The sequence below is a fragment of the Rhodococcus sp. NPDC003322 genome (assembly GCF_053589555.1).
The window spans coordinates 348,443-367,026 of record NZ_JBSFSC010000001.1; the positions used below are offsets into that span (position 1 = coordinate 348,443).

17 protein-coding genes are annotated in these 18,584 nt (G+C 69.0%); 10 read left to right on the forward strand and 7 right to left on the reverse strand.

From position 1 onward, the window contains the following. Positions 1–360, forward strand: coding sequence for a DoxX family protein (locus tag ACWDUM_RS01650; RefSeq protein WP_450132632.1), 360 nt, complete (start codon positions 1–3; stop codon positions 358–360). Next, complete coding sequence (mhpA, locus tag ACWDUM_RS01655) at positions 357–1,922, forward strand: bifunctional 3-(3-hydroxy-phenyl)propionate/3-hydroxycinnamic acid hydroxylase MhpA (RefSeq protein ID WP_450132633.1); 1,566 nt, start codon at positions 357–359, stop codon at positions 1,920–1,922. Before ACWDUM_RS01650 ends, mhpA begins: the two co-directional genes overlap by 4 nt. 41 nt (positions 1,923–1,963) lie before the next feature. Here the strand turns inward: mhpA and mqo are convergent, their stop codons facing one another. Next, on the reverse strand, positions 1,964–3,469 hold the full coding sequence (gene mqo, locus ACWDUM_RS01660; protein ID WP_450132634.1) for a malate dehydrogenase (quinone): 1,506 nt from the start codon (positions 3,467–3,469) through the stop codon (positions 1,964–1,966). A 96-nt stretch (positions 3,470–3,565) separates the two neighbouring features. On the opposite strand from mqo, the gene ACWDUM_RS01665 reads away from it, so the two are divergent. The 7 genes from ACWDUM_RS01665 to kynU all read left to right on the forward strand — a co-directional run bounded on the left by ACWDUM_RS01665 (position 3,566) and on the right by kynU (position 11,251). Beyond that, positions 3,566–4,450, forward strand: a complete 885-nt coding sequence (locus ACWDUM_RS01665; protein ID WP_450132635.1) for a LysR family transcriptional regulator — start codon at positions 3,566–3,568, stop codon at positions 4,448–4,450. A 237-nt stretch (positions 4,451–4,687) separates the two neighbouring features. Further along, complete coding sequence (locus ACWDUM_RS01670) at positions 4,688–5,197, forward strand: hypothetical protein (RefSeq protein WP_450132636.1); 510 nt, start codon at positions 4,688–4,690, stop codon at positions 5,195–5,197. 438 nt (positions 5,198–5,635) lie between these two features. Further along, entirely contained in the window at positions 5,636–7,123 is a 1,488-nt protein-coding gene (locus tag ACWDUM_RS01675; RefSeq protein ID WP_450132637.1) for a DUF222 domain-containing protein, read from the forward strand. Between the two features lie 135 nt (positions 7,124–7,258). After that, the gene (locus ACWDUM_RS01680; RefSeq protein WP_450132638.1) at positions 7,259–8,068 is read left to right on the forward strand and encodes an enoyl-CoA hydratase; all 810 of its coding nucleotides are present in this window, start codon (positions 7,259–7,261) and stop codon (positions 8,066–8,068) included. Positions 8,069–8,122: 54 nt separating this feature from the next. Further along, entirely contained in the window at positions 8,123–8,995 is an 873-nt protein-coding gene (locus ACWDUM_RS01685) for a tryptophan 2,3-dioxygenase (RefSeq protein WP_450132639.1), read from the forward strand. A gap of 1 nt (position 8,996) precedes the next feature. Then, positions 8,997–10,031: an amidohydrolase family protein gene (locus ACWDUM_RS01690; protein ID WP_450132640.1), complete on the forward strand. Its 1,035-nt coding sequence runs from the start codon at positions 8,997–8,999 to the stop codon at positions 10,029–10,031. Then, positions 10,028–11,251: a kynureninase gene (gene kynU, locus ACWDUM_RS01695; protein WP_450132641.1), complete on the forward strand. Its 1,224-nt coding sequence runs from the start codon at positions 10,028–10,030 to the stop codon at positions 11,249–11,251. The genes ACWDUM_RS01690 and kynU overlap by 4 nt, the downstream gene beginning before the upstream one ends. On the opposite strand, the gene ACWDUM_RS01700 is transcribed toward kynU, so the two are convergent. Both ACWDUM_RS01700 and ACWDUM_RS01705 read right to left on the reverse strand, forming a co-directional pair. Continuing rightward, on the reverse strand, positions 11,205–11,615 hold the full coding sequence (locus ACWDUM_RS01700) for a YrdB family protein (protein ID WP_450132642.1): 411 nt from the start codon (positions 11,613–11,615) through the stop codon (positions 11,205–11,207). The two genes, kynU and ACWDUM_RS01700, sit on opposite strands and share 47 nt — an antisense overlap. Continuing rightward, the gene (locus ACWDUM_RS01705) at positions 11,612–12,637 is read right to left on the reverse strand and encodes an NADP-dependent oxidoreductase (RefSeq protein ID WP_450132643.1); all 1,026 of its coding nucleotides are present in this window, start codon (positions 12,635–12,637) and stop codon (positions 11,612–11,614) included. The genes ACWDUM_RS01700 and ACWDUM_RS01705 overlap by 4 nt, the downstream gene beginning before the upstream one ends. 140 nt (positions 12,638–12,777) lie before the next feature. Here ACWDUM_RS01705 and ACWDUM_RS01710 point away from each other — a divergent pair, with 140 nt between their 5' ends. Continuing rightward, complete coding sequence (locus tag ACWDUM_RS01710) at positions 12,778–13,215, forward strand: carboxymuconolactone decarboxylase family protein (protein ID WP_450132644.1); 438 nt, start codon at positions 12,778–12,780, stop codon at positions 13,213–13,215. An 11-nt stretch (positions 13,216–13,226) separates the two neighbouring features. On the opposite strand, the gene ACWDUM_RS01715 is transcribed toward ACWDUM_RS01710, so the two are convergent. The 4 genes from ACWDUM_RS01715 to dapC form a co-directional block, all read right to left on the reverse strand. Beyond that, entirely contained in the window at positions 13,227–14,651 is a 1,425-nt protein-coding gene (locus tag ACWDUM_RS01715; protein WP_450132645.1) for an acyl-CoA synthetase, read from the reverse strand. 99 nt (positions 14,652–14,750) lie between these two features. Next, positions 14,751–15,653 carry a proline dehydrogenase family protein gene (locus ACWDUM_RS01720; RefSeq protein ID WP_450133308.1) on the reverse strand — a complete coding sequence of 301 codons (903 nt, stop codon included), beginning with the start codon at positions 15,651–15,653 and terminating at the stop codon, positions 14,751–14,753. Positions 15,654–15,706: 53 nt separating this feature from the next. Continuing rightward, complete coding sequence (pruA, locus tag ACWDUM_RS01725; RefSeq protein ID WP_450132646.1) at positions 15,707–17,350, reverse strand: L-glutamate gamma-semialdehyde dehydrogenase; 1,644 nt, start codon at positions 17,348–17,350, stop codon at positions 15,707–15,709. Positions 17,351–17,486: 136 nt separating this feature from the next. Further along, on the reverse strand, positions 17,487–18,584 hold the full coding sequence (dapC, locus tag ACWDUM_RS01730; RefSeq protein ID WP_450132647.1) for a succinyldiaminopimelate transaminase: 1,098 nt from the start codon (positions 18,582–18,584) through the stop codon (positions 17,487–17,489).

The following is an 18,584-nucleotide window of genomic DNA, read 5'->3' on the forward strand; positions in this document are numbered from 1 at the left end:
ATGACACTTCTCGCGACGGTCCTGTCCGTCCTGATCGCCGTGGTGTTCGCGGTACTCGGGTCCGCGAAGGTCGCCGCCGTCCCACCGATGCGTGAACGTGCTGCCCACGTCGGCTTCGGTGTCGACTCCTATCGCAGGCTCGGTGTCGTCGAATTGACCGGTGCGGTAGGGCTTCTCGTCGGCTTGGCCGTGCCTGCGCTGGGTCTGGCCGCGTCAGCGGGATTCGTACTGCTGCTCGCGGGCGCGCTGATCGCCCACGCCCGCGCCGGCGACGGCGCAAAGGAGATGGCTCCCGCGATCGTCGTGGGTGCCGCGGCCCTGACCTGCGTGGTCGCTCTCGTGTCCGTGGTGGCGTCGTGACAGCCTCGACGTATCCCGTGGTCATCGTCGGTGCCGGCCCGGCCGGGCTGACGGCGGCGACGCTGTTGGCCCGGCACGGAGTCGAGTGCCTGGTGCTCGACCGCTGGGAAGACGTCTATCCGCAGCCGCGCGCGGTGCACCTCGACGACGAGGTGTACCGGATCGTCGCCCGCCTCGGCCTCGCCGAGGAGTTCGCCCGCATATCCCGTCCCGGGCTGGGTCTGCGTCTGGTCGATCGGGACCGGGCCGTGTTGGCGGAGTTCCGGCGCAGCGCTGCCACCGGTGCACATGGCTTTCCGCAGGCCAATATGTTCGACCAACCGGAGTTCGAGCGGCTGCTGCGCTCGGGACTCGACCGCCACGAGAACATCACGCTCCGTGGCAATGTCGAGGTCGCCGACGTCGTGCACACTCGCCGCGGTGTCCGCGTCGAGTTCACCGATCGTGCCGGCGGTGTGCGCGAATTCGTCCACGCCGACTACGTTCTCGGGTGCGACGGCGCGAACAGCATCGTGCGGTCGTCCGTCGGTTCCCGGATGGAGGAACTGGGATTCGAGCAGCGTTGGCTCGTCGTCGACATCGCCACCGACGCGGAGCTCGGGCACTGGGAGGGGGTGCACCAGGTGTGCGATCCGGCACGAGCGGCGACCTACATGAGGATCGGCGACACGCGTCATCGGTGGGAATTCCGGTTGCGTCCCGATGAGAACCCGGAGCGTTACGCGAGCCTCGCCGGCCTGCAACCACTCATCGCACCGTGGACCGAACACGTCGACACGACCGACTTGGAACTGATTCGCGTCGCCGACTACACCTTCCGCGCCCAGGTCGCCGACAGGTGGCGCGACCGGCGGGTGTTCCTGCTCGGTGACGCGGCCCACCTGACTCCGCCGTTCATCGGCCAAGGGATGGGCGCCGGACTGCGCGATGCCGCGAACCTCACCTGGAAGCTCGCCGGCGTCCTCGCCGACACCCTGTCCCCCACCTGCCTCGGCACCTACCAGCAGGAGCGAAAACCTCACGCGACCTCCATGATTCGACTCGCCGTGGCCATGGGATGGGCGATGACCGAAGGCGGCGAGTTCGGCGACGCCGTGCGTCGCCGCCTTGCCCCTCTGACCGCGAGGATCCCGACCGTGGGCGCGAAGATCACCGACGGTGTCACCCCGGCACTGCGGCCATCTGCCCTCGTCCATCGGGGCGGACTCCGTCGCGGACTGGCCGGAACCCTCTGTCCGAACCCGGTTCTCGGAGCCGACGGTCGGCGCCTCGACGACGCCGCACCCGATCGGTTCGTGGTGGTGACGTCGATCGAGCCCACCGACGGCCAGCGTTACGAGATCGAGCGTCGCGGAGCGGTTGTGTTGCGGGCACCGGCCGGATCGGACCTCGCCCACTGGCTGTCACGGGGCCACGCGACCGCCGCCGTCGTCCGACCCGACCGGACCGTCATGCGCGCCGGGCGGTCGCTGTCGAGCCTGTACACGACGCTGCCGACGTTCACCGCGCAGGCGGGTCGAGACGGTTTCTCGGTCGAAGTGGGCGGGCGCCCGGACCGCTAATGCACATCCGGATCGTTGACGCGGTAGCTCAGCGACATTCCTCATCGGTCGCCGTTCCTCGTCTCGAGATCAACTGCGAGAGAGGTTGAATCGACCGAATCCTTCCAGGTGGTGGTATCCCGGATCGTGGTTGCGGAGTGCCCGGGTATCGCCTCATCCATGAGGCCGCTCCAGGAGGTTTGCCACCGGTCCGGGAAGCACCGCTGGAGCAGTTCGAGCATGATCGGCACCGCCGTCGACGCCCCGGGTGAGGCGCCGAGAAGGCCCGCGACGGTCCCGGCGCCTCCCACAACGAGTTCGGTTCCCTGTTGAATCACGCCGATGCGGCGACGGTCCGGCGTGACCAGTTGCGCGCGCTGCCCGGCGGGAACCAGGTCCCACTGGCGGATGTCCGCTTTCGGGTAGAAGCGCTGCAGCTTGGCGAACTTCCTTCGAGGTCTCGCAGCGAGTTCGCCGATCAGGTAGCGCACCAGCGACAGGTTCTGGATGAGCGCTGCCGCGATGACGTGGAGGTTGTGCCATCGCAGCGTGGCGAAGAAGTCGGTCGGTCGGCCGGCCTTGAGCAGCTTGGTGCTGAAGGTCGCGTAGGGGCCGAACATCAAGTGCTCGGTTCCCTCGATGAACCGCCTGTCGAGGTGAGGCACGGACATCGGCGGCGCTCCGATCGCCGCCTGGCCGTACACCTTCGCCTCATGGCGGGCGACGACGTCCGGTTCCGAGCAGCGGAAGAAGGCGGCCCCGACGGGTAACACTGCGTACCCGCGTACTTCGGGAAGGCGAGCGCGCTGCAGCAGACGCAGCGCCATTCCGCCTGCTCCCACGAACACCCGTCGCCCACGCAGCTCGAACCTGCCACTACTTGCGTTCCCACCGACAACCCATGACCCGTCCGGTGACCGGCGCAGCGCGCGCACCTCGTGCCCGAGCAGTACCTGACCACCGGCGTCGGTGACGATACGGATCAATCCCTCTGTCAGAGCGCCGAAGTCGACATCGGTACCGCCGGGATGACGGGTGGCTGCCATCGGCTCGTCACGAGTCCGCCCTTCTGCCATCAGAGGCGCCCACTCGCTGATGCTGGCGGGGTCTTCGCTGTACTCCAGCCCGTCGAACAGCGGATCGCTCGTCAACGTCTCGAACCGTCGCCGAAGGTAGTCGATGTCATGTCGCCCGAAGACGACATCCATGTGCGGCGTGGTGTGGATGAAGGTGTCCGGGACCAATAGTCCCTTGGTCGCGAGGTGGGCCCACCATCGGCGACTGAGGTGAAACTGCTCCGCGATCGTCGATGCCTTGCGTCCATCTGCCGGGTCGGGCATGTAGTTCAGTTCGCAGAACCCGGCGTGCCCGGTGCCGGCGTTGTTCCACGGACCACTGCTCTCGGTGGCCAACCCGGCCGCCCTGTCCAGCAATACGATCCGCCATCCGGGCTCGAGAATCGCGAGCATCGATCCCAGCGTCGCGGACATGATTCCGCCGCCGATCAGGATGACATCGGCATCGAGCTCGTCGCACGAGCCCGGCACGGTGTTCGACGATTTGCCCATCTGACGCACGCTCCCGAGGTAGAGGATCAGTGCTCTCAGGATTCGCCCGACGAGGTCGTTCCGTCCAATGAATGAATGCGGTATTACAATCCGAATATGGATCAGTGGACAATTCGGCTGGCTCCACAGCTGCGGGCACTCGTCGAACTGGCCGCGCACGACGGTCACATGACCCAGGCCGCAGCAGCCCTCGATGTGCCTCAGTCATCGATGAGTCGGCGGATCCACGCCCTGGAAGAGGAGCTGCGGGTACCCCTGCTCATCCACGACGGCCGGATCGTCCGCCTCACCGACTCAGCCGAACGCCTGGCACGGCAGGTACGCGAGCCGCTACGCCAACTGGATCTGGCGATCGACGAGGTGACCGGACAAGCCGACCCCGACCACGGGACCGTCCGGTTCGGGTTTCCCCTGACGATGGGATCCGGCCGCATTCCCGACCTCCTTGCCGCGTTCCGCCATCACCACCCCGGCATCAGAGTGCTTCTCAAACAAGCACACGGCTCAGCACTCAGCGCGGATCTCCTCGCGGGCGAACTCGATCTGGCGATCGTCATCCCCGCACCCGAGCGACTCAACCACGTTCGCATCGGCACCCAGCAGATCCAGGTGGTGGTGCCCGACAATCATCGGCTCGCGACGGCGCGACACGTTCAACTCTCGGATCTGAAGAACGAGACCTTCATTGCCAACCCGCCAAGTTACAACCTCCGGCAGCTCACCGAGAGCTGGTGCCACGAACAAGGATTCGTACCGGACATCGCATTCGAAGTCACCGAGTTCGCCACCATACGAGAACTGATCAACCGCGGCCTCGGAATCGCACTACTCCCACACGACGAGCGAATACCTCAGGGACTGACCGAGCTGCCACTGACCGGCTCCCGATATCGCAGAGACGTCACCCTCGCCTGGGGTGCCACAACCGAAGCACCCCCCACCCAACGCCTCAGCAGCTTCCTTCTCCGCCACTTCGCCTGATCTCGACTTGCAGCGAAGATCAGCGAAACACTGGTTCAACCAGCGCGGTTCGAGGCGATCCTGAACTCTACCTGCGACGCCTACGGTCAACTGGCGTCCGATGTCGGGCGAGGAGTACCGCCGGATCTCTGCAGTGTCCGGACACGAACGCGTCGTGTTCGTCGTGTGGGACCGACGGTCGCCGCCTTCACTCCATCCGGCTCCAGGGGCGTGACTCCGGCAACCCATAATCGAGTCATGAGTGTCCCCGCACCTGAATCCCCCTCGTTCGAGCACGTCGACTTCGAGGCACTCGATTCATTCCGTTTCCCGGACGGCGGCGGGTACCCCCAGAGCTACCGCGAGTTTGTTCGCTCCTGCGGCTGGGCCCGCACGTTCGGCCTGTGGCTCATCTACCCGCCCGTGCAACCCGGTTTCGCAGATGGGCGGGCCCGTGCAGCGAACCTCACCGAGCACTTCCACACGGCCTTCCGCGACGGCGAAGGAGAGGAATTCGACTGGATGATCGAGCCCGACGGTAGCTGGGACCTCGCCGAACGACTCGAAGTCTTCGGCTGGAGCGAGAACGGCGACCTTCTCCTCTGGGACGTCGCCAGCCGCAATGCCGACGAGGAGTTTCCGGTGTGGGAATCGCGCGGCATGAACACCCTCCGCCTGCTCGGCTCGAGCCTTGACGAGGCGATTCTCAAGCTGCGCGAGCGCTCCGAAGCCCAGGTCATCGAGCCGCTGAGACCTGCCCGTCTCTGACCCACAGCTCATCCGGATCTGTTCGAGGCCGAGATCCGCCGGGACGCCACCGCGACCCAAGTCGCTCCGGCGTCAAGCAGCACCGCCCGCAAGCCACGGACACGTTCACAGCGCGCCACACGCCGATCGCTCGCTCACGCCGCGTTGACGTAGACCTGAGCCACAGAGCCAGAAGCGACTGCGCTCACGCGCCAAGTCTCGACATCCTTCGACAACTGACGTCACGACCTACCTCGCGGCACACGGACAGGAGGAAGGCCGGTGGTTCGGTGCCCCCACCACGACCTGACCCGCAACGGCGGGACGACAGGGCGTGGCTGCGGTCGGCCCACAGCGTTGCCACAGCCGCGTCACTGACCTGAATAAAGGTTCTGGCAAACGATGTCGCCATCCACTATTGTTAGAACATCAGTTCGAATCACGGGGGGTGACGAGCAGATGGACGAACACCTGACGGCGCTCGCCGCCGCCGTCGACGACCTGCTCACCGACCCGCTGACCGTGCTCACCGACAGTGAGGTCATCGACGCGTTGCAGCGGATGGAAGTATCGCTACGGAAGGCGTCCGCAGTCGGGCACCGGCTGATCGTCGAAGCGGTGGAGCGGTCCATTCCCGGGAATCTGCACTGCCGATCGGTGAACGAATTCCTCACCCAGACCCTGCGGATCTCCGGCGCGGACGCCGCCCGACGGGTCAAGGGCGCGAACAAAGTTGGGACTTGGCACACCCTGGGCGGCGACGATCAGGATCCGGTCCTGCCGGTGACCGCCCGCGCTGTTCATGACGGCGACGTGGGGCCCGATCACGTCGCGGCGATCGCGAAAACCATGCGCAAGATCCCACACGGCACCGGAGCCGACGAGATCGCCGTGGCGGAGAAGATCCTGGCCGACGCCGCCCGAACCATGCCACCCGAAGACGTGACGAAGGTCGGCGTGCATCTGCTGGCGCACCTGAACCCAGATGGTGACGGTCCCGACGAGAAGGACCGTAAGCGCCGTCGGGGCCTGCGGATCGGCAAGCAGGGAACTGACTTGATGACACCGATCTCGGGGCTGCTCGACCCGGAAACGAAGGCGTTGTTGGATCCGGTCCTCGCGAAACTCGCCCGCCCCGGCATGAACAACCCCGACGACCCCGAATCACCCTGCGGCGACATCGAATCCGACACCCTCGACCGAACCGCGCTCGCGAACGCCGCCGCCCGCGACACCCGCACCGCCGTGCAACGCAACCACGACGCACTGAAAGTCGCCCTACGGCACCTGCTCTCGTCCGGGGTACTGGGCAGTCACCGCGGACTGCCCGTCACAGCGATTCTGACGATGACCGTGCGGCAGGTCGAGGAAGCATCCGGGGTCGTCACCACCGCGAGTGGTGGCCTCGTCCCGATCCGCGATGCGCTGCGAATGGCCGAACACGCGCACCCCGTGCTCGCCCTCTTCGATCACAACGGCAGGCCGTTGCATCTGGGTCGGTCGCGGCGTTTGGCATCGGCTGAGCAGCGGTTGGCGTTGATCGCCGCATCGCGTGGCTGCACGAGGCCGGGCTGCGATGCACCGGCGTCGATGACCGCCGTGCATCACCTGACCGAATGGAACAAGGGCGGCCGCACCGACATCGACGCGTTGGATCTCGCGTGCGATCACTGCCACGCCCTCGTGCATGACGGCCCCGGCGGCTGGCAGACCCGCACCACCGCCAGATCAACCGCCCGCGCCGAGCACGCCGGCCGCGCCGAGTGGATCCCACCACCGCACATCGACCCCACCCGCACACCCCGGGTGAATCAGCGGCACCACCTCGACGACATCCTCGCCGCCGCGCTGGCGCACCACCGCGCCCGCCGCGACGCAGAACTGCGCGAGCATCGGCGGCGCTGGGCACAGGGGACAAACGAGACGGGCGACGGCGACGCACCGTGACATCAGCAGATCTGACCACCACCGGACGGACCAGCGACATGCGGAACTGCGAGTTTCCGGCAACCGCACCATTGGCGAGGACTGTTCGACGTAGGGTCGGCGAACCGATTGCCCCGTACCCAGCAGGAGTGCCAGGTGAGCTTCGTCCTCGTCGAGCGGCCACGCGAGCAGGTCGCGCTGGTCACGCTGAACCGTCCGGAGCGAATGAACGCGATGGCGTTCGACGTGATGGTTCCACTCAAGGAATCCCTGGAGGCGATCAGCAACGACAACTCGGTGCGCGCGGTCGTGCTCACCGGTGCCGGGCGGGGCTTCTGTTCCGGCGCGGACCAGGCGTCGGCGGGCTCTCCCCCACACATCGACGGCCTCACGCGGCCGTCGGTCGCGTTGCGGGCGATGGAGATCCTCGACGACGTGGTGCTCGCGATCCGCCGCATGCATCAGCCGATGATCGCCGCGGTGAACGGTGCCGCAATCGGTGGCGGTTTCTGCCTGTCGCTGGCCGCGGACATCCGCATCGCGTCCACCGAGGCCTATTTCCGCGCCGCCGGCATCAACAACGGCCTGACGGCCAGCGAGCTGGGCCTGAGCTATCTCCTGCCGCGCGCGATCGGCTCGTCCCGGGCATTCGAGATCATGCTGTCCGGCCGCGACGTCGACGCCGCCGAGGCGGACCGCATCGGCCTCGTCTCCAGGCTGACCGCGCCGGAGGACCTGCTGGACGAGTCCTTCACCCTCGCCGAACGCATCGCCGGGTTCTCACGGCCGGGTGTCGAGCTGACCAAACGGACGCTGTGGTCGAGTCTGGACGCGTCGTCGCTGGCGCAGCACATGAACCAGGAGGGCCTCGGCCAGCTGATGATCCGGTTGATGACCGACAACTTCGAGGAGGCGACGCTGGCCCGTCGGGAGAAGCGCGAGCCGGTGTTCCGCGACACGAAGTAGGACGCAACCTCGTCTGGTCTGGACGCGGCGCACCGGGTACGGCAGTGTCGGAGCATGGGCGACCGAGGTGTGAACGCAGACGGGGAGAACATGCGACCCATCGAGCCGGGGATCGTCACGGACTTCACGGACCGGATGAGCTACGGCTCGTACCTCGACCTGGGTACGCTGCTGAGCGCACAGCACCCGGTCAGCGTCCCCGCGCACCACGACGAACTGCTGTTCATCATCGCCCACCAGACCAGTGAACTGTGGCTCAAGCTCACGTTGCACGAACTCGACGCGGCGAAAGCAGCTCTGGCACAGGACGACATCGCGGTCGCGCTGAAGTGCATCGCCCGCGTCAAGCACATTCAGAAGTCGCTGACCGAGCAGTGGTCGGTGCTCGCGACACTCACCCCGACCGAGTACTCGGAATTTCGCGGGTTCCTCGGCAACGCTTCGGGATTCCAGTCGTTCCAGTACCGCGCCGTCGAATTCGTCCTGGGGAACAAGAACCCCGGCATGCTGGCGGTGTTCGAGTCCGACCCGGCCGCACACGCACTGCTGTCCCGGTTGCTCGCGGAACCGAGCCTGTACGACGAGTTCTGGCGGTACCTGCACCGCACCGGCCTCCCCGTCCCGCAGTCCACGCTGGGGCGGGACGTGCGCTCCCCGTACACCCTCGACCCGAACCTGCTGCCGCTCATCCGGGACGTCTACGAGCACCCGCACGACCACTGGGCCGCCTACGAGTCGTTCGAGGAACTGGTCGATCTGGAGGAGAACTTCCAGCTGTGGCGGTTCCGGCACCTGCGGACGGTGTTGCGCATCATCGGCACCAAGCCCGGCACCGGCGGATCCAGCGGTGTCGAATTCCTCCAGCGCGCCCTCGACCTGACGTTCTTCCCCGAACTGTTCGCGGTCCGCACCGAGGTCGGGCGGTGAGATGGGCACCCCGACGGTCGCGGTGCGGGAGGCGTGGCTCGGACAGTGGATGGGGCCCACCCGGTTCACCCTGCGCGGCGGCCGCATGCTGCCCGCCGCACCGGATCACCCCGCCGACCCGGCCGCGGACCTGACCTTCGACGGCACCGTGTTCCCCGGGTTCCGGGACGCCCACGTCCACCTCGAACTCGTCGATGCGGCGGCCCTGTTCGCGGGCGGGCTCGAGGAGGTGTACGACCTCGGAGCACGGCTCGACGCTGCGGCCGCGTGGCGCCGGACCGCAGGCGACCCGCCCGCGGGACTGCCGCGTATCCGGTTCGCCGGGCAGTTCCTGACTGCGCCCGGCGGCTATCCGAGCGACCGGCCGTGGGCACCGGAGGGATCGGTGCGCGAGGTGTCCGGACCCGATGACGCCGCGAGGGCGGTGAACGAACAGGTCTGCGCCGGAGCCGATTTCGTCAAGGTCACGCTGAACTCGGCGGCCGGACCGGTACTCGACGACGACACCCTCGCAGCGGTCGTGACGGCGGCGCATCGGCTCAGCCGCGACGTCGTCGTGCACGCGGAGGGAGCCGGGCAGGCGGGACGTGCGCTCGCGGCCGGCGTCGACGTGCTGGCCCACACCCCGTGGACCGAACGCCTCGACGACGACGTGGTGCGCGCCGCGGCCCGGTCGCAGCGTTGGACCAGCACACTCGACATCCACCACGGCCGCGACCTCGAGGTCGCCGTCGACAATCTGCGCCGCTTCCACGCCGCGGGAGGGCGCGTCCGCTACGGCACCGACCTCGGCAACGGGAATCTTCCGCTCGGGGTCAACGCATCCGAGGTGCTGGCCCTGCAGTCGGCCGGACTGGACCGGTCCGGCGTGCTGACCGCGTTGATCGACGGGGACGCCGCGTCGCGGTTCGCCGCGGGACCGCAGCGCGTGTGCCGGGTTCCGGGCATCCCTCCGCCCGACGACACCGAATTCGCGCACTGGCTGACCGGCGCCCGCGTCGCCACCGCCGCCGACCTCGAGGAGGACCTGCGTTGAGCACCGACGATCTCACGGACACCGCGCGAGCACTCGACGCCGCCGACCCACTTCGGGACTTCCGCGCCCGCTTCCATGGCGTCGACGATTCCGACGTGGTGTCCTACCTGGACGGCAACTCGCTGGGCCGGCCGACGATCGCGGCCACCGAGGCGATCGCGGAGGCGGTCGCGCAGTGGTCCGGCCGGCTGATCCGCGGCTGGGACGAGCAGTGGTTCGACCTGCCGATCACCATCGGCGATCGTCTCGGGCGGGTGACGCTCGGTGCGGCGCCGGGGCAGACGACGGTCGGCGACTCGACGACGGTGCTGCTGTACAAGCTCGCGCGCGGCGCGCTGGCGATGCGGCCGGGACGCACGGAGATCGTCCTCGACACCGACAACTTCCCCACCGACCGCTACGTCCTCGAAGGCATCGCGGCCGAGCTCGGACTCGAATTGCGTTGGATCACCGTCGATCCCGCTGCCGGGGTCGAGCCCGGCACCGCCCGCGAGGCCATCACGGAGAACACCGCGCTGGTGGTGCTCAGTCACGTCGCGTACCGGTCGGGATTCCTCGCCGACGCCGAGGCGATCACGCGGGCGGCGCACGACGCCGGTGCGCTGATCCTGTGGGACCTGTGCCACTCGGTGGGCAGCGTTCCCGTCGAACTGGACCGCTGGGGGGCCGATTTCGCGGTCGGCTGCACCTACAAGTATCTGAACGGCGGGCCGGGATCACCGGCGTTCGCCTATGTCCGTACCGAACACCAGCGCGACTTCCGGCAACCGATCTGGGGCTGGATGGGGCGCCGGGACCCGTTCGAAATGGCGGCGGGATACCTTCCCGCCGATGGGATTCGACAGGTGATCAGCGGAACCCCCGCGATACTCGGGATGATCGCCATGCAGTCGACGATCGACCTGATCGACCGGGTGGGCATCACCGCCGTGCGCGCAAAATCCGTTCGTCTGACCGAGTACACCCTCAAGCTGGCCCGCACCATGCTCCCCGAGGTGCGGATCGCCTCCCCTCTCGACGCCTCCCGGCGCGGCGGCCACGTCACCATCGACCATCCCCGGTTCCGGGAAATGCTGCCGCGGCTGTGGGATCGCGGCGTGATCCCCGACTTCCGTGCGCCCGAGGGGTTGCGGCTGGGCCCGAGCCCGCTGAGTACCTCCTACCTCGAGGTGCTCACCGGGGTGCGGGCGATCGCCGACGAACTGCGCCGGCTCGGCTGACGTGGGACTCCCGCCGGGCGAGCGTTCCGAACACGGCGGTCGCGGCCACGAAGAACACTCCCCCCACCCACGGCGAGAGGAACGCCGACGCGAGTACCCCGGTCACCGCGAACAGCAGTACCTGCACCGCCAGGCGGCGCGGGTTCGAGAGCCGGCGGGTGGCGGTCGGCGCCATCCACACCGCCCAGATGCCGGCGGCGATCACCGGCAGCGCGACGGCGGCCGCCATCCGGGCGGGCGTGGCTTCGCTGACGGCCGCGCCGGCGAGCGCGAGGATCGTCAGCATCGCCAGTTCCAGAAGGAACGCTGCGGCGTCGAGGGGGCCGATGGTCGGGTGCGGGTGTTCGCCCGCGGTGTGCGTCATTCCGCCACCTTGATCAGCAGCTTCCCGAAGTTCTTCCCGCCGAGCATCCCGATGAACGCGTCGGGAGCGTTCTCGAGCCCGTCGACGACGTCCTCCCGGTACTTCACGAGTCCGTCGCGCACCCACTCCGACATCTCGGCGAGGAAGTGCCGGTAGTGGTCCTTGACGAACTCGGACTGGATGAAGCCCCGCAGGGTCAGGCTCTTGGTGAGGATGCGGCCCATCAGGGCCGGGGCGCGGTCCGGACCGGCGGGCGCGGAGGTGGCGTTGTACTGGGCAACCAAGCCGCACACCGGAACCCGCGCGTAGGTGTTGAGCAGCGGCAGCACCGCGTCCCACACGGCGCCGCCGACGTTCTCGAAGTAGACGTCGATGCCGTCGGGGCAGGCCGCAGCGAGCTGATCCACGAAATCGGGTGCGCGGTGGTCGATCGCCGCGTCGAAGCCCAGCTCCCGCAGGTGCGCGACCTTGGTGGGGCCGCCGGCGATCCCCACCGCGCGGGCGCCCTTGATCTTCGCGATCTGCCCGACCGCGGACCCGACCGGGCCGGTGGCCGCCGCGACGACGACGGTCTCGCCGGCCTTGGGCTTGCCGATCTGCAGCAGACCCGCGTATGCGGTGAACCCGGGCATGCCGAGCACGCCGAGCGCGGTCCGGACCGGCGCCGCGGCGGGGTCCAGCTTGCGGACGTGGGAGGCGTCCTCGACGGAATGGGTCTGCCATCCGGAGAACGACAACACCACGTCGCCGACAGCGAAGCCGGGGGCATTGGAGGCGAGCACCCGGCACACGGTGCCTCCCACCATGACAGAGTCGACGGCGACCGGGTCGGCGTACGACTCCGCCTCGCTCATCCGGCCACGCATATACGGGTCCAGCGACAGATAGAGGGTTTCGAGCAGCAGCTGACCGTCGGCCGGTGCGGGCAACGGCACCGACTCGACCCGGAAATCGGACGACTTGGGCTCGCCGACGGGACGGGAGGCGAGCACAATGCGAGTGTTCTCTGCAGGCAGGCTCATGTCTGTCGAGGCTAGTCCGCCGCCACCGGGAGACATACGAGACTCGCTGGTCAATCGCGATTCGAACTCGCCGCTCCCACGCTCGCCGATCGCCCGGTCGCCGATCGCCCCGGTCGCCGATCCTTCAGGAAAGGAAGACGATGAGTTCCGTGAACCTGAGCAAGCAGCATCCGGCCGCATACAAGCAGCTGACCGCCCTCAGCGAGCAGGCCGATGCCGCGGCGCTGGAGGCCGGGCTGGATCCGCTCCTGGCCGAACTGGTCAAGATCCGGGTCGCGCAGATCAACGGCTGCGCGTTCTGCCTGCGCATGCACACCCGTGACGCCGTGGCCAAGGGGGAAACGGCCGACCGTCTGGCGGTGCTCGCGGCGTGGTGGGAGTCGCAGTACTTCACCGAACAGGAGCGGGCCGCCCTGACCCTGGCCGAGCAGGTCACGCGCCTGACGGTGCCGGAGGATCGTGCCTGGGAGGACGGGTCCCTGACCGACGCGCAGGCCTCGGCGGTGAGCTGGCTCGCTGTCGTGATGAACGCGTGGAACCGGGTCGCGATCACCAGCCACTATCCCGTCGCGCCCTGATCGGGCCCGAGTCAGCTCAGCAGCTTCTTCTGCACCTTGCCCATGGCGTTGCGGGGCAGCGTGTCGACCACGCGGATCTCCCGTGGCCGCTTGTGCACCGACAGCTCCGTGGCGACATGCGTGATCAGCGCGTCCGGGTCGACGTCCTCGCCGACGACGAAGGCGACGATCCGCTGCCCGAGGTCGTCGTCGGGCAGACCGACCACCGCGACCTCCTCGACGCTCGGGTGCCCGAGCAGGCTGGTCTCCACCTCACCGGCACCGATCCGGTAGCCCCCGGACTTGATCAGGTCCGTCGACGCCCGGCCGACGATCCGGTGGAATCCGCCTGCGTCGATCGCAGCGACGTCTCCGGTGACGAACCAGCCGTCCTCGGTCCAGGATTCGGCGGTGGCATCGGGCCGGTTCAGGTAGCCGTCGAACAGCATCGGACCGCGCACCTGCAGTCCCCCGATCGACTCGCCGTCGTGCGGGACCGGCTCGCCGTCCTCTCCGACGATGCGGGTCTGCACGCCCTCGACGGGCAGGCCGACCCACCCGGGGCGGCGTTCGCCGTCGGCGCGGGTGCTCAGGGTGATCATCGTTTCGCTCATCCCGTACCGCTCGATGGGGGTGAGGCCGGTCAGCGCGGACAGCTTCTCGAACACCGGCACCGGCAGGGGTGCACTTCCCGAGACCAGCAGCCGCGCCCCGGACAGCGCCCGCGCCGACTCCTCGTCCAGTGCGATCCGGGACCACACGGTCGGCACTCCGAAGTACAGGCTGCCGCGCGCCTCCGCGTATGCGGCGGGCGTCGGCTTGCCGGTGTGCACCAGGCGGCTACCGACACGCAGCGGTCCGAGCACACCGAGGATCAGTCCGTGCACGTGGAACAGCGGCAGTCCGTGGACGAGGGTGTCCTTCTCGGTCCACTGCCAGGCCTGCGCGAGCGCGTCGAGGCCCGCGGCAATGGCCCTGCGGGACAGCAGCACCCCCTTCGGGGCGCCGGTGGTGCCGGAGGTGTAGAGCACGAACGCGATCGACGCGGGATCGGGCTCCGGGTGGCCGTGCCAGTCGCGGGCGTGCAGCCGCACCGGAATCACCGGAAGCGAGCCTGCTCGGGAACTCGGCGCAATGTCACCGCCCTCCGGTGCCTTGCCGAGCCATGCCTGCGCGCCCGAGTCGGTCAGGATGTGCTCGAGCTCGGCCGGGCCGGAATCCGGGGGCACGGGCACGACGGTGACGCCGGCGAACAGGCAGGCCACGATCGCGACGACCGTCGACGCGGTCGGCTCGGCCAGCACCGCGACCCGCCTCGCACCGGCGATCCGGCGGGCCAGCGCGCCTGCCCCGCCGACGATGTCGCTACGAGAGAGGGTGTGACCGTCGATCCGCACGGCGTCGGGCACATCGTCGCCCTGGGCGACGGCGAGGGGGTTCAGCGAACGCAGCAGCACGCCCGCCAGCGTCTCACATGCCCGCCCGCGGGCGCGTCTCACATGCCCGCCCGCGGGCGCGTCTCACATGCCCGCCGGCGGGCGCGTCTCACATGCCCGTCAGTCCCGGCTCACCAGCTGACGCATGAAGAACGTCAGGTTCGCGGGACGTTCGGCGAGGCGGCGCATGAAGTAGCCGTACCACTGTCCGCCGTACGGGACGTACACCCGCACCCGTGCCCCGGCGTCGGCGAGCCGCTGCTGCTCGACGTCCCGGATGCCGTACAGCATCTGGTGTTCGAACTCGTCGGCCCGTCGTCCGACGCGACGCGCCTCCTCCCCCGCTGCCTCGATCATCGCCGGGTCGTGGGAGGCGACCATCGGGTAGCCCTGGCCGTCCATCAGGACGGTCAGGCATCGCCGGTACGACGCGTCGACCTCTGCGGCGCTCTGGAAGGCCACTGAAGCAGGTTCGCGATATGCGCCCTTGCACAACCGGATTCGCGACCCCGGCCCGGCGAGGTCGCGGCAGTCGCGCTCGGTGCGCCGCAGGTAGGCCTGGAGCACCGCCCCGAGCCACGGGAAGTCGGCGCGGAGGGCGGTGACGATCGCCAGCGTCGAGTCGGTGGTGGTGTGGTCCTCGGCGTCGACGCCCATCCACACCCCGGCCGCCTTCGCGGCCTCGCACAGTTCGCGGGCGTGGTCGAGGGCAACCTGCTCTCCGCCGGACGGCAGGGCCTGACCGAGCGCGGACAGTTTGACCGACACCTCCAGCCGGCGTGGTTCCGCGTCGCCCGCCTGCGGCAGGTCGCCGAGTTCGCGCAGCAGCGCCCGGTACTCGGCGACGACGGCCCGGGCCTGCCCGAGGTCGGTGGTGTCCTCGCCGAGGTGGTCCACACTGACCGACCGACCCGACGCAAGCAGCTCACGGGTGACGGCGAGGGCGTCGGACCTCGACTCCCCGGCGACGAACCGGGTGACCAGCGACCGGGTGCCGGGAGCGTGGGTGATGGCCGCCTTCATCCGGGGCGAGCGTGCCGCGGCCAGGATCGCGGGCCGTAGCGGATTGACCACGGTCACGTCTCCGGCCCCATGTGCGGGTAGCGGTGATCGGTCGGCGGTACGAACGTCTCCTTGAGCGTGCGCGCCGACGTCCACCGCAGCAGGTTCAGCGGGGACCCCGCCTTGTCGTTGGTGCCCGATGCCCGCGCCCCGCCGAACGGCTGCTGCCCCACCACAGCCCCGGTCGGCTTGTCGTTGACGTAGAAGTTTCCCGCGGTGAACCGCAGTGCCGCCGAAGCCTTCTCGACGGCGGCCCGGTCGTCCGCGATGACCGACCCAGTCAGCGCGTACGGTGCGGTCCGGTCCACCACCGAGAGCAGGTCCTCGAACGCCTCCGGGGCAGCGTCGTCGTAGACGTGCACGGACAGGATCGGGCCGAAGTACTCGGTGGCGAACGCCTCGTCACCCGGGTCGTCGGCGAGCAGCACGGTCGGCCGGACGAACCAGCCGACGGCGTCGTCGCAGGTGCCACCGACGGCGACCTTGACGCCCGCGGCACCACGGGCGCGTTCGATCGCGGCGACGCTCTTCTCGTAGGCGGCCCGATCGATCAGTGCGCCACCGAAATTCGACAGGTCCGTGACATCGCCGTAGGAGAGTTCGTCGGCCTCGGCGAGGAAGTCCTCGCCCATCTCGTCCCACACCGAGCGGGGCACGTAGGCGCGGGAGGCGGCCGAGCACTTCTGCCCCTGGTACTCGAACGCGCCGCGGATCAGGGCCGTGCGCAGCACGTCCGGGTTCGCGGACGAGTGCGCCACGACGAAGTCCTTGCCACCGGTCTCCCCGACCAGCCGCGGATAGCCGCGGTAGCGGGAGATGTTCGCGCCGACCTCCCGCCACAGGTGCTGGAAGGTGCGAGTCGAGCCGGTGAAGTGGATCCCCGCCAGCCGCGGATCTCCGAGTACGACGTCCGAGACCGCCGGGCCGGTCCCCGTGACCAGGTTGATCACGCCCGGTGGGAGCCCGGCCTCCTCGAGCAGTTTCATCGTCCAGTAGGCGGAGAGCGTCTGGGTGGGCGACGGCTTCCACACCACCGTGTTGCCCATCAGCGCCGGCGCGGTCGGCAGGTTCCCGGCGATCGCGGTGAAGTTGAACGGCGTGATCGCGTACACGAAGCCCTCGAGCGGCCGGTACTCCATCCGGTTCCACACCCCGGGGCCCGAGATCGGCTGCTCCGCGAGGATCTGCCGCGCGAAGTGCACGTTGAACCGCCAGAAGTCGACGAGCTCGCACGGCGCGTCGATCTCGGCCTGCTGCACAGATTTCGACTGCCCGAGCATCGTTGCGGCAGCGAGGGTTTCCCGCCACGGCCCGGACAGCAGGTCCGCCGCCCGCAGCAGCACCGCGGCCCGCTCGTCGAACGGCAGCGCCCGCCAGCCCGGGGCCGCGGCGACCGCGGCGGTCACGGCGGCGTCGGCGTCCTCGTGGGTGGCATCGGTGAGCGTCCCGAGCACCGCGGACCGGCGGTGCGGCTGCACCACGTCGATCCGCTCTCCGCGACCCATCCGGTGCACCCCGCCGATCACGTGCGGCAGGTCCACGGGGGCCCCGGCCAGCTCGGCGAGTTCGGAAACGAGGATCGTGCGTTCGCGGCTACCGGGAGCGTACGAGTGGACCGGTTCGTTGACCGGCGAGGGAACCCCGGTGACGGCGTCCATGCTGCCTCCTGCCCCGAAGTGGCGACCGGGCACCCCGGTCGCCGAGGAACTTGAGATCCAGCGTAAGGCGCCCGCCGCTCTCGTGCGCGGTGGGCGAGTCCGAGGATTCGCACACCGCGCACGAGCGGCGAAGCTGCTACAAGCGTGAGGCGGCGGCGGCGATGCGCTCGTCGGTCTCGGTCAGTGCCATCCGCACGTGGCGGCGGCTGCCGGGACCGTAGAAGTCGCCGGGGGCGACCAGGATGCCGCGCTCGGCGAACCAGTCGACGGTGTCGCGGCACGCCTCCTCGCGGGTCAGCCACAGGTACAGGCCGGCCTCGGAGTTGTCGACGGTGAATCCGGCGCCGCGGACGGCGCCCAGCAGGATCTCGCGGCGCCGACGGTACCGCTCGCGCTGCTCGTTCTCGTGTGCGTCGTCCTTCAGCGCGGCGGTCATCGCGGCCTGCACCGGCAGCGGCATGATCATGCCGGAGTGCTTGCGAACCTCGAGCAGTTCCGCGACCAGCGCCGGATCGCCGGTGACGAACCCGGCCCGGTAGCTGGCAAGGTTCGACGTCTTCGACAGCGAGTGCACGGCCAGCAGGTTGGTGTGGTCGCCGTCGCAGACCCGCGGGTCGAGCACCGAGTACGCCTCGGCCTCCCACGTCAGCCCGAGGTAGCACTCGTCGGACACGACGATCGCGTCGCGGTTGCGGGCGAACTCGACGACCTTGCGCAGGTGGTCGATGCCGAGCACCTTGCCCGTCGGATTCGACGGGGAGTTGATGAAGATCAACTCGGGCTTCTCCGGCCCGAGCCGCGTCAGTCCGTCCGCGCGCAGCACCCGACAGCCGGCGAGCAGCGCACCCACCTCGTACGTCGGGTACGCGACCTCGGGAATCACCACAAGATCGCCCTGACCGAGCCCGAGGAGGGTCGGCATCCAGGCGATCATCTCCTTGGTGCCGATCGCGGGCAGCACCGCCGCCGGGTCGATGCCCGTGACGCCGTAGCGCCGCGCCAGGGCCGCGACCGCGGCCTCACGCAACGACGGCTCGCCCCACGTGGTCGGATACCCGGGAACCTCGGACACCGACGCCAGCGCGTCCCGGATCAGAGGTGCGACCGGGTCGACCGGAGTGCCGACGGACAGGTTGACGATCCCGTCCGGATGGGACTGCGCCTTCGCCTTCGCGTCGGCGAGTGAATCCCACGGAAAGTCGGGCAGACCGCGCGAGACGGCGTTACGTGGCAC